Origin of the sequence: Pseudomonas sp. Pseusp3 (assembly GCF_047304225.1) — a bacterium.
Lineage (GTDB): Bacteria > Pseudomonadota > Gammaproteobacteria > Pseudomonadales > Pseudomonadaceae > Aquipseudomonas > Aquipseudomonas fluorescens_CD.
The window spans coordinates 1-201 of sequence record NZ_JBGLYV010000314.1; the positions used below are offsets into that span (position 1 = coordinate 1).

At 60.7% G+C, this 201-nt stretch carries 1 tRNA gene; it reads right to left on the reverse strand.

Going from position 1 to position 201, the window contains the following annotated elements:
• Window positions 1–73 (reverse strand) — tRNA-Asp (locus tag ACCD00_RS30960).
• Window positions 74–201: the final 128 nt, after the last annotated feature.

Below are 201 nucleotides of genomic sequence, written 5' to 3' on the forward strand. Positions count from 1 at the left end.
GCAGCGGACGGGACTCGAACCCGCGACCCCCGGCGTGACAGGCCGGTATTCTAACCGACTGAACTACCGCTGCGCGTCGGTGGAGGCATTTCAGCCTACCTCTTGCTTTCGCAAGTATCTCGGGAGTGGTGGGTGATGACGGGATCGAACCGCCGACATTCTGCTTGTAAGGCAGACGCTCTCCCAGCTGAGCTAATCACC